Annotated in this window: 10 protein-coding genes; all 10 read left to right on the top strand. The window is 27.3% G+C overall.

Annotated elements, in window-relative coordinates:
- The first annotated feature begins 98 nt into the window (after positions 1-98).
- The 10 genes from I4V51_RS05705 (at position 99) to I4V51_RS05660 (ending at position 12009) form a co-directional block, all read left to right on the top strand.
- Positions 99-1214: an HpcH/HpaI aldolase/citrate lyase family protein gene (locus tag I4V51_RS05705; protein ID WP_195987355.1), complete on the top strand. Its 1116-nt coding sequence runs from the start codon at positions 99-101 to the stop codon at positions 1212-1214.
- Between the two features lie 13 nt (positions 1215-1227).
- The gene (locus I4V51_RS05700) at positions 1228-2391 is read left to right on the top strand and encodes a phosphoribosyltransferase domain-containing protein (protein ID WP_207745903.1); all 1164 of its coding nucleotides are present in this window, start codon (positions 1228-1230) and stop codon (positions 2389-2391) included.
- A 5-nt stretch (positions 2392-2396) separates the two neighbouring features.
- Complete coding sequence (locus I4V51_RS05695) at positions 2397-3476, top strand: cysteine protease StiP domain-containing protein (RefSeq protein WP_195987354.1); 1080 nt, start codon at positions 2397-2399, stop codon at positions 3474-3476.
- Positions 3477-4265, top strand: coding sequence for a haloacid dehalogenase (locus tag I4V51_RS05690; protein ID WP_195987353.1), 789 nt, complete (start codon positions 3477-3479; stop codon positions 4263-4265). It abuts the gene before it with no gap.
- Positions 4266-4352: 87 nt separating this feature from the next.
- Positions 4353-5897 carry a YceG family protein gene (locus tag I4V51_RS05685; RefSeq protein ID WP_195987352.1) on the top strand — a complete coding sequence of 515 codons (1545 nt, stop codon included), beginning with the start codon at positions 4353-4355 and terminating at the stop codon, positions 5895-5897.
- 28 nt (positions 5898-5925) lie between these two features.
- Positions 5926-7161, top strand: a complete 1236-nt coding sequence (locus tag I4V51_RS05680) for a toxic anion resistance protein (protein WP_243281407.1) — start codon at positions 5926-5928, stop codon at positions 7159-7161.
- 175 nt (positions 7162-7336) lie between these two features.
- On the top strand, positions 7337-7963 hold the full coding sequence (locus I4V51_RS05675) for a TerD family protein (protein WP_195987351.1): 627 nt from the start codon (positions 7337-7339) through the stop codon (positions 7961-7963).
- Between the two features lie 24 nt (positions 7964-7987).
- The gene (locus tag I4V51_RS05670) at positions 7988-8566 is read left to right on the top strand and encodes a TerD family protein (RefSeq protein ID WP_195987350.1); all 579 of its coding nucleotides are present in this window, start codon (positions 7988-7990) and stop codon (positions 8564-8566) included.
- A gap of 14 nt (positions 8567-8580) precedes the next feature.
- Positions 8581-9210, top strand: a complete 630-nt coding sequence (locus I4V51_RS05665; RefSeq protein ID WP_195987349.1) for a TerD family protein — start codon at positions 8581-8583, stop codon at positions 9208-9210.
- 147 nt (positions 9211-9357) lie between these two features.
- Positions 9358-12009, top strand: a complete 2652-nt coding sequence (locus I4V51_RS05660; RefSeq protein WP_195987348.1) for a calcium-translocating P-type ATPase, PMCA-type — start codon at positions 9358-9360, stop codon at positions 12007-12009.
- Positions 12010-12116: the final 107 nt, after the last annotated feature.

Genomic DNA, 12116 nt, shown 5'->3' with positions numbered 1-12116 from the left:
ATTTTAACCAAAATAGCATTTATTTTGATATAATTGAATAATACTTAACCATTACATAAAAGTAATTAATAGGTATTACAAAGGAGTATGAAGATAAAGTGAGATATTTAAAAGAGTGTAAAAAGAATTTATTTTATAAAAAACCAGTAGTGTTTAATAAGTATTCAGATAAAGATATATTGAAATATGCAGTAGGCGCTAATTTATATATGAATGGAGAAAAAGACTTTTATGAAAAAATAATTAATGGGGATTTTGATGAATTAGGAGCAATTTCTATTTGTTTTGAGGATGCAACTAGAGATAGTGAGGTTGAAGCTGCAGAAGATAATGTTGTTAAAATGTTAGATAAATTGAAAATTTATAGTGAGAATATAGAGGTTATAAATAGTAGTCCTCTTATTTTTTTTAGGATAAGAAATTATAATCAATTTATTAGGTTTACATCCAAATTAAGACCAGAGCATTATAGTTATATTGCTGGATTTATTTTTCCAAAGTTTACAACGAAAAACTCAATAGATTATCTTGAATATATAAAAGAACTTTCTAAAAGATATAATGAGATTTTATACGCTATGCCTATTTTAGAGAGTGAAGCTATTATTTATAAGGAGACAAGACTACAAGAATTAATAAATTTAAAAGAAGTAATAGATAAATATTCTAATATTATTTTAAATATTAGAGTTGGAGGAACAGATTTTTCTTCAAAGTTTGGATTAAGAAGGAGCGTTAATTCAAGTATATATAATGTAAGGGTTGTAGCTGATTGCTTGATTGATATTATAAATATATTTTTAAGAGAAGGACAAAATTATGTTATTTCAGCACCGGTTTGGGAGTATTTTTCTGAGGATATAAGTTCTAAAGAAGTTATTGGATTAATAAATGAGATTAAAATCGATAAAGAAAATGGATTTTGTGGTAAAACAATAATTCATCCAAGTCAAATTAAATATGTAAATTCATTGTATGCAGTTACTTATGAAGAATATATTGATGCAAAAAATATAATTGGATCTTGTAATGATGGAGGCGTATTTAAAGGATATGGCGGAAATAAGATGAATGAGGTAAAACCACATTTTAATTGGGCGAAAAAAATAATGAGTAGAGCAAAAGTTTTTGGAGTATTAAATGAAAAAGTATTAAATGAAGAGTTATATAAAGAAAATGATAAGTCTGAATTTAGCAATAAAAATATAGAGTAAAAGGGGATGAATTATGAGTATAGATATAAATATAAGAGAGAATAGATATAATTTAGATTTAAATGATTTGATAGTAATGGGAAAAAGGATTAATAATGAAAAGAGAAATTTTTTGTTTATAAGTAAGGTGCTAGGTAAACATATTGAAGCTAGGCCTAATATATGCAAAGAAATGGGAGCAAAATTAGCTGGTCTTATTTTTGATAAAGAACAAAAAGAATTGCCTTATAAAAGTAATGAGAAAATATGTGTATTAGGGTTTGCCGAAACAGCAACTGGATTAGGAATGTCTGTAGCTTCATATATTAAAAATTGTTATTATATTACAACTACTAGAGAAGATATAACAGAATTAAGTTCACTTTTAAAATTTGAAGAAGAGCATTCTCATGCTACAACACATAAATGCTTTCCATTAGATAAAGATAAGATTCTAAATGCAGAAAAAATAATTTTAGTAGATGATGAAATAACAACAGGAAAATCTATGATAAATATAATAAGAGAATTAAAATCAGTAAGTAGCGTAAGGGATTTTATTATTCTTAGTATATTAGATTGGAGAAGTGAAGAACATAGAAAATCATATAATGATTTAATTAAGAAAGAAAATATTAATGTAGAAGTTTTATCGTTAATATGTGGAGATATTAAAATAAATGATAATAGTACTTACATAGATAATTCGGATAAGTTAATAGAAGAAACTACTGACATTCTAAATTATAAGGTTTTAGAGAGAATAAATTTAAAGACGAGCTATAAGGCGGAAAAAGAGAGTTATTTATTAAATACAGGTAGATTTGGAGTAGAATTTAATGAAATAGAAGCCTTAGAAAAAAGCTGTGAAGAGGTTGCTAATAAGGTGCAATCTTTTATTAAAAGTAGTGAGAAAGTATTAATATTAGGTCATGGTGAAAATATATATATTCCATGTAGAATAGCTTCTTACATAAAGGGTAATGTATTTTTTAAAAGTACTACAAGAAGTCCTATTTATTGCGAGAATATTGATGATTATCCAATAAAAGAAAAGCATGTATTTTATCATAAAGGAGTTAAGTATTACTTCTATAATAAAAGCGAAATAGAAGAAAGGTATGATAAAGTAATTTTAATAACAGAAGATGATTTAAATGTTAAATTAACAAATAATATGATTATAGTAAGGATTTAAGAGTTATGGATAATATAAATTTAGTCAAGCATAGTTATGATGGAGATTGTATATTTTTACTTAAAGATTTAACTAATGATATAGAGGAAATTACAATAAAGGAGAAAGAGGCATTAATAAGAAATGGAATTAATTATTCAGAAATGATTTCAAAAGAAAATAAGCCTAGTAAAGAGATAAAAAGTTTGTTTCTTAATATGCTAAATAGAGATAAAAAAATAATTGCATACTATGTGGCAAAAATATCAGAAATAGTATATAGAGAAAAGGGAAATGATTTAGTAATAGTATCTTTAGCTAGAGCTGGAACTCCTTATGGAATATTAATGAGTAAGTATCTAAGATTAAAGTATAATGTTAGCATACCACATTACAGTATTTCTATTATAAGGGGAAAAGGACTAGATATAAATGCTTTAAAATATATTTTAAACAAAAATAAAGATGCAAAAATACAATTTGTTGATGGATGGACAGGGAAGGGGTCTATAACTAAAGAGTTAAATAAATCTATAGATATTTTTAATAGTGAAAATGGAACTAATATAGATAGTTCTTTAGCTGTTATTTCTGATCCAGCAAAATTATGTGAAATATGTGGAACGAGAGAAGACTTTGGTATAGTGACATGTTGTTTAAATTCAACTGTAAGTGGGTTAATAAGCAGAACTATTCATAATGAAAAGTATATTGGGAAAAATGATTTTCATGGAGCAAAAACCTTATATTATTTAGAGGATGAGGATTATTCACAATATTTTATAAACAAAATATATAATGAGTTTAAAAATATAACCATTAAAAGTAAAGAGTTATATTTGGAAGTTGTAGATAAGCAGTATTCAATGAATATTGTTAATAGTATAAGAGAATTATATGATATTAACAATATAAATAATATTAAGTTAAGTGTTGGAGAATCAGCTAGGGTTTTGTTAAGAAGAGATCCGAGAATTGTATTAGTAAAAAATAAGAATGATAAAAATGTAGAGCATATAATTAAATTAGCAGAGGAAAAGGGAGTAAAGGTTATTGAGTACAAAAATAGTGATTATAATTGTATTTCGATAATTAATGAAAAATAAATGGAGAATATATTTTTTATTACAGATTTAGATAGAACAATTATACATTCTAAGTATAAAGGATATAAGTGTGTTGAGACGTTAGGAAATAGGGAAATAACATATATGACTAATTATGCTTATGATAAGTTACAAGAATTATTAAAAAATGAATTATTTACATTTATACCATGTACAATGAGAAGTATTAGTCAAACATTAAGAGTTGATTTTATAAGGAATTATAATCCGAGGATTATTATATGTACTAATGGAGCTCAAATTTATATTGATGGGAAGCTAGATAATGAGTGGGACAAGCAGATGAAGAATTTGTGTAATTATAATGATCTAATTGAAAATATTAATTATCTAGAAGAATTAAAAGAAATTTATAAGGAAAATATAAATGTTATAGAGGTAAGAAATATTGAAAATTTCTATATTACTGTTAAGTGTAAAAGTTCAGAAGAGGCAAATAAGTTTTATTATATTATAAAGGATAAGTTTAGTAAGGATATTGATGTTTTAAAAATAGAAGCTAAGATATTTATTATTCATAAAAAAATAAATAAGGTATATGCTGTTGATTATATTGTTGAAAAATTTAATATAAAAAATCTAATTACTTCTGGGGATACAGAGGTGGATAGGGAATTTACTACTAGAGGGATAGCTATTTTGCCTAAGCATAGTTCCTTTAAGCATGATAAGGCCATAATAACTAGAAAAGATAAAATAAGTTCGACAGAAGAGATATTAGATTATATAAGTAATTTATTGTATAAATATGAGAATAAGATTATCTAAAATAGGAAGATGTTGAAAGTAAAGTATGAAATAGGTTAAAATTTAGATGTAAGGTTTATTCTAGGAAAGTAAGAGGTTATTTGAAAAATGGCTATAAATTTAAAAAACATAACAAATTATATGTTTAGAACTATTTATGAAAGGGAAGATACATATAATAAGTTTAAGCCATATTTTTATAGATTTATAGGTGTAGAAGATAGTTCAAAATATGATGACTTTATTAAGACAATTCAAAGTAAATGCATAGAAGAGCAAGATAAGTGTATTATATTTGATAATAGTATTCCGTTAAGTGGCGAAATGGAGTTAATTCAATATATTTTTAATGAGCTTGCATCTATGGATGTTTATAAAATGACTTCGCAAGATATTACAATATTTGATGATTTAGAAATTAATTTTAAATTTTTAAGTTCATTAGAATATATTATACCAGTTGCTTGCAATAAAGAAAGTTTCTTTAATGAAAATGTAAGAAATAATTTTATAACAAAATTAATTGTTTGGACTTATACCTATGCTAAAGATATAAAGTATGATGCTAATATTAATCCAAAATGTATTTATTATGGAAATATTCAAAGGCATGAAGTGTATTTTTTAATTATGCTTTATAAAATGGGATTTGATGTTATTTATATTAACCCATTAAAAGAAGAGTTATGGAATGAAATTGAAGATCAAGGCTTAAGTGAATGTATAAAAAGCTTAGAAATTTTAAATGTTGAATCTTTTGAAGAAAGAGCTAGCAAGGGAAAGGTAATTGATAACTTTGAAACTATTACTAAGCAAATTCAAAGAGATGTAGAAGAAAAGCTTTTTTCTAATACAGGAATGTATAAACCTTGGCAGTTTAGAAAAGGTTATACAAAAAGTGTTTTATTAGACACAATATTAGAGGATATTTATATTTATTGGGATGAACCTTGTAAATTGAGAAGTGGATTTAAAGTTGAAGGAGATACAGTTCAAGTTCCTTGCTTTTTTAAAAAGATAGATGGTGTATATAGTGATGAGTTTGAATATCAAAAGCTAGTTAAGTATTGCACATCATCACAAAATACTTTAGTTTTCAATGGAAGATATTTTTCAGAAGATGTACAGTTTACAGATGATATGTATCAACTTATGTTTTGTCAATTAAGTGATGGTTCTTTTGATATAGAGGAAATTAAGAAATTACCTTTATATAGATTTTCGAAGTATAGTGATGATGTTCAGAATTTTTTACTTAATAAGTTTAATGAAACAATAAGTAGCAAGGATTTGTTTAGTAGAACATTCAATAAAGAAGAAATATTAAGATTATTAGTACTAGTGTTAGGATTAAATGAAAGTATTGTTAGGTTAATAGATAATTTTGATTTTACAGGTGCTATACCTAAAATAGTAATTTATCTTGAAGATGAAAATACTATGCCTGAATCTATGCAGATATTATTAGGATATATTCATACTATAGGAATTGATATAGTTATATTTAATCCATCAGGGTTATTTAATATTAATAATGTTATTAAGGAAACAGCCTTAAATGATTTTAGATTAGATGTGATGAAATATGATTCAAAGTACAATAATTTAATAAATTTAAAGCAGGGTGTTTTTTCGAGGTTTTTAAGAAGATAAAAAATAAAGTTTAAGAGGAGTTTTAGAAATGAATAATGATAATAATGATATGTTTGGACAAACATTAAATCAAGATATATATTCAAATCAGCAAATGGGATATCAAAATCAACAAGGAATGTATCCAAATCAACAAATGGGATACCAAAATCAGCAAGGAATGCCTTTTAATGAAATGATGCAAGGGGAAAATATACAAGTTCCTAATGAAAAATTTGATATGGCAACTATATCAGAATACAAGCAAAGATTAAGAGGGTTGAAAGAAGTTCAAGACCTTACTAGTGAAGTGGAAATTCAAAACCCTAATTCTATAGTAATGTTTGGACAAAAAGCTAGTGAAAATATATCTAAAGTTTCTGATGAATTATTAAAGTCTATGAAAGCTGTAAAAGCAGAGGAAGCTAGTGAAATGTTAGTAAACTTAACTAAAATAATGGATAAGTTTGATGTTAAGGAATTTGAGGCTGAAGAGAAACAATCTATATTTTCTAAATTTGTTAAAGGTGTAGGTAATAGTGTTGCTAAAATATTTCAAAAATATGATACTATGGGATATGAAGTTGAGAAAGTATATGTGTTATTAAAGAAATATGAAAATGATATTAGAGAATCAAATGCCAATTTAAAAAGATTATATGATGCTAATCTTCATTTCTATCAATTACTTGAAAAATATATTGTTGCTGGAGAATTAGCATTAGAGGAAATAGATTTATATATACAACAAATATCAATGAATAATGCAATGAATGATGAAGAAAAACACATGCTTACTCAAAAACTTGAAATAAGTAAGGAAATGTTATCACAACGTGTATATGATCTTCAAATAGCAGAAAATGTTGCTATACAAGCAGCACCAATGATTCAAACTATACAAATGTCTAATTTTAATTTAATGAGAAAAATAAATTCATCATTTATAGTTACATTACCAATTTTTAAACAATGCTTAGCTCAAGCCGTTATATTAAAGAGACAGGAAATTCAAGCTAAATCAATTAAACAATTAGATGATAAAACTAATGAGCTTATTATGAGAAATGCACAGAATACAGCAAGACAGTCAGTTGAAATTGCAAGAATGGCATCAGGAAGTTCGGTAGCTATTTCTACATTAGAAAAATCATTTGAAACAATAATGAAGGGAATAGAAGATACAAAAGCAATTCAAGAGGAGAACAGAGCACAAAGAGTAGAAAACTCAGCTAAGCTTGAACAAATTAAGCACACAATGAAGAAAAATATAGCCCAAGCGTAAAATATTTTAAAATTAATTTAAGGTGAATAATTTTTAAGAAGTGGACATAATTAAAATAAAGGAATAAATTAATAAAATATACCATAAAAAACGTTGCATTATAATTTATTAAGTGGTATAATTTATCACATAAGATAATTAATAATAATCCTTAGTGACAAGGGAGGGTATAAAAATGGGAATTAATTTAGGTTCAATGATGGGAAGCATGCGTTCTAATACAAGTGATAATGGAGTAAATGCTTTAAATTTAAAAAAGAATGATGTTTTAAATTTAACTAAAAAAAATCCAGGTTTAAAGAAAGTAATATTAGGTGCTGGCTGGGATGTAGCTAGTATAGGGCAAGATTTTGATTTAGACATAGCAGCATTTTTATTAAATGAAAATGGTAAAGTTCAGAATATACCAGATGATGTAATCTTCTTTAATAATATGCAAAGTCAAGGAATCCTTTTAGAAGGAGACAATAGAACTGGTGCAGGTGATGGTGATGATGAGAGAATAAGGATTGATTTAGAATCTATTTCACCATATGTTCAAAAAATAGTTTTTGTTGTTACAATTCATGAAGCTCAAATGAAAAGACAAACATTTGGAATGGTAGAAAATTCTTATGTTAGAATCTTAGATGAAGAACGAAATGAAAAAGAGGTTTGTAGATTCAATTTAAAAGAGAATGGTTCAACAGTTACTTCTGTAATATTTGCGGAATTATATAAGATAAGTGGAGAATGGCAATTTAAAGCACTTGGAGAAGGAAAAATCGCTGACTTAAATGGTATTTTAGGTTTATATATGTAGAAAGAATAATATGGAGGAAAAAATATGGCTGGAGTTTTAAATTTACAAAAAAATGATGTTTTAGATTTAAGAAAGGCAGAACCAGGATTAAAGCATGTTATATTAGGAGCTGGCTGGGATGTAGCTAAAAAAGGATTTTTTAATATAGGCGCTGATTATGATTTGGATTTAATAGCATTATTATTAGATAGTAATGATAAGCTTATAAATAGAGGAGTAATATATTTCGGAAACTTAAACGGAGAAGGAATATATTTACACGGAGATAATAGAACTGGTGCTGGAGATGGAGACGATGAGAAGATATCAGTTGATTTAGATAAATTACCATCAAAATGTGAGAAAGTTATATTTGCTCTTAATATTTATGATGCAGTATCAAGAAAACAAGGTTTTTCTAAGGTCAAAAATGCTTATATTAGATTATTAAATGAAGATAATGGAAATAAAGAGATTTGTAGATATAATCTATCAGAAGATGGTGGAGATAATACAGCATTACTTTTTGCTGAATTAAATAGAGCTAATGGAAGTTGGCAGTTTAAAGCTAAAGGAGAATTGTTACATGCTACAGTTAAATCTTTAGCAGATATGTATAAATAAAGGAGGAAACTAAAATGGGAATTAATTTAGGATCAGGATTTGGAAATTTAACAGGCAATACAAATAATAACGCACCAGCAGGAGGAGTTTTAAATTTAAGTAAGAATGATATATTAGATTTGACAAAAAGAAACCCAGGATTAAAGAAAGTAATGCTTGGTGCTGGATGGGATACTTCCAATAGTGGATCAGATTTTGATTTAGACATAGCAGCATTTTTATTAGATGCAAATAATAAATTTAATACTGTTTCGAATGTAATATTCTTTAATAATAAAGCAGGTAGAGGTATTACATTAGGTGGAGATAATAGAACTGGTGCTGGTGAAGGTGATGATGAAGTTATAAATATCGAATTAGATAATATCGATCCAAGCATAGTAAAGATAGTGTTTGTTGTTACAATTCATGAAGCTATGGCTAAGAGACAAACATTTGGAATGATAAATAATTCATACGTTAGATTAGTTGATTTGGAACAAAATGGAAAAGAATTATGTAGATTTAATTTAAAGGAAAATGGGTCTACAGCTACATCAGTAATATTTGCTGAACTTTATAGAAATGGATCAGAGTGGCAATTTAAGGCTGTTGGAGAAGGTAAAATTGCTGATTTAAATGGTGTATTAGCTTTATATCAATAGTTAAAGAGATACATGCAAAAGATAAATTCACTTTTGCATGTATATTTTTTAAAGAAAAGTTAACAATATGATATTTAAATAAATGATAAGATATTATATATAGTATATTTATAAATAGATGTAAATTTTGTTTAAGGAGAGAATGGAATGATTAAAGGGCTTAATAAAGAGCAAATAGAAGAAAGTAGGAAGCTCTATGGAGATAATATAATTCATGAAGCAGAGCCAGAAACTTTTTGGGACAAATTTAAGGGTGCATTCGATGATCCAATGATTAAGCTATTGCTTGCAATTGCAGCAATTATGGCAATTATGGCGTTTATGGGATATGCTGAATTTGGAGAATTAATAGGTATAGCAATATCAGTATTATTAGTAACTGGGATTTCTGCAAAGACAGAAATTGCAAGTGATAATGAGTATAGAAAGTTAAAAAATTCTACTAAAAAAGATGTATGTAAGGTACATAGAGATGGTAAGGTAGTTGAAATTGAAGTAAATGAACTAGTTGTAGGAGACATGGTTATTCTTCAAAGTGGAGATAAAATTCCTGCTGATGGATATCTTTATAATGGAGAATTAAGAGTAGACAATTCAGCTCTTAATGGTGAAGCAGAAGAATGCAAAAAAATTGCAGTTGAGGATTCTAAAACTTATAAAGAAATTGCTATGACAGCAGATATAACTGGAGATACATTCGTTGACTCACATTCTTTATTTAGAGGTGCTGTAGTATTTAATGGCGAAGGGGTTATGGAAGTAACTAAAGTTGGTATGAAAACTATGATGGGTGCTATGGCTGCAGATATGGCTGATGATGAAGTTGAAAGTCCATTAAAAGTTAAGCTTACTAAACTTGCAGAGCAAATTTCTATGTTTGGTTATATTGGTTCAGTTGTTATTGCATTAGCTTTATTAGGACATAAAGTCCTAGTTGAAGGTGGATTTGCAGAGTACTTTGCACAAGGTGGAGTATTAATATTTAAAGATGTATTAGAAGCTATTATGTTAGCAGTTGTTATTGTAGTTATGGCAGTACCAGAAGGATTACCACTTATGATTGCAATTGTTCTTATGAGAAATACATCTAAGATGCTACAAAATAATGTACTTGTTAGAAAACCAATAGGTATTGAAACAGCAGGATCATTAAATATTTTATTCTCTGATAAAACAGGAACAATTACTAAAGGACAATTAGAAGTTGTTGAGTTCTTTGATGGAAACTTAAAGGATACTTATAAAGAAGGTTCTAAAGTTAAAGAAATGATGAAGCTTTGTATTGGAAAAAATACAGGAGCTATGTTTGATGCAAATGGCAAAATAGTAGGGGGTAATGCTACTGATAAGGCATTACTTAATTTCTTAACACAAGAAGAAATGGAAAAGTTAACAGGACTAGTTGTTGAAAAATCACAAGGATTTAATTCGTCTAATAAGTATTCAGCAAGCCAGCTAAGTGGAAAAACAGTATATAAAGGTGCTCCAGAAAGATTACTTGCTAAAGCAACAAAGATGCTAGATGAAAATGGAAATGTAGTTGATATAAATAAGAATAAAATTAACTCTAAGATAGATGAATTAGCTGTAAGAGCTATGAGAGTTTTATCATTTGCTTATAGTGAAAGTGGATTAGTAGAAGATACTCTTCCAGATGATTTAGTTATTGTTGGATTTGTTGGAATTCGTGATGATGTAAGAATGGAAGCAAAACAAGCTATTGAAGAAGTTCAAAATGCTGGAGTTCAAGTTGTAATGATAACTGGTGATAGAAAAGAAACAGCAGTTGCAATTGCGAAAGAGGCTGGATTATTAAGAGAAGATACAGATGTTGCATTAACTTCAGAAGAATTAAATAAAATGTCAGATGACGAAGTTAAAGCTATTATACCAAACTTAAGAGTTATAGCTAGAGCATTACCAACAGATAAATCAAGAATGGTAAGACTTGCTCAGGAGTTAAATCTTGTGTGTGGTATGACTGGTGATGGTGTTAATGATGCGCCAGCATTAAAGAGAGCTGATGTTGGTTTTGCTATGGGTAGTGGTACAGATGTAGCTAAAGAAGCTGGTTCAATAGTAATTTTAGATGATAACTTTAAATCTATAGAAAGTGCTATTTTATATGGTAGAACAATTTATAATAATATATTAAAATTTATAAAGTTCCAATTAACTATAAATGTTGCAGCTGTTGCAGTTTGTGCTATTTCACCTTTCTTTGGTATTGAGGAGCCACTTAAGATTACTCATATACTTTGGATTAACTTAGTTATGGATGGTCTTGGTGCACTAGCATTAGGTTCTGAACCTGCGCTTAAAAAATATATGCTTGAAAAGCCTAAGTCAAGAACTCAAAGTATAGTTTCAGGTAAGATGATGAATCAAATTATTTTTGCTGGAATTTGGGTAACTATATTAAGCTTTGTATTTTTAAAAGCTCCATTCTTTGTAGAGATGTTTGCTAATACTGAAGAGCATATGACATCATATTTCTCAATGTTTGTGCTTTGTGCAGTGTTTAATGGATTTAATGTAAGAAGCAGTAATGCTAATATATTTGAACATATAAATGAAAATATGAGCTTCTTAAAGGTTATGGGAATTATTGTATTAGTCCAAGTAGTATTAACAATAGTTGGTGGAGAAATGTTTAGTTGTACGCCAATTTCAATAAATCATTGGGTTGTTATAATACTTATGGCAATTACAATTATCCCAGTAGATATGATAAGAAAAGCTATAGTTAATATTTTTAATAAAGAAACAGTTAAACAAAATGTTGTAGAAGCTGCATAAAAATAAAATATATTAATATAAAAAGTCAGTTTTAATGAGTTATTTTCTGTCTACTTGACGGAAAATAGTTCAAGAGACTGGCTTTTTTATGTAAATTAATAAATGTG

It is taken from the genome of Clostridium sp. D53t1_180928_C8 (assembly GCF_015667795.1).
Classification (GTDB): Bacteria; Bacillota; Clostridia; order Clostridiales; family Clostridiaceae; genus Clostridium.
Note: the sequence above shows the minus strand (reverse complement) of the source record. Positions and strands in the feature narration are given on the sequence as shown.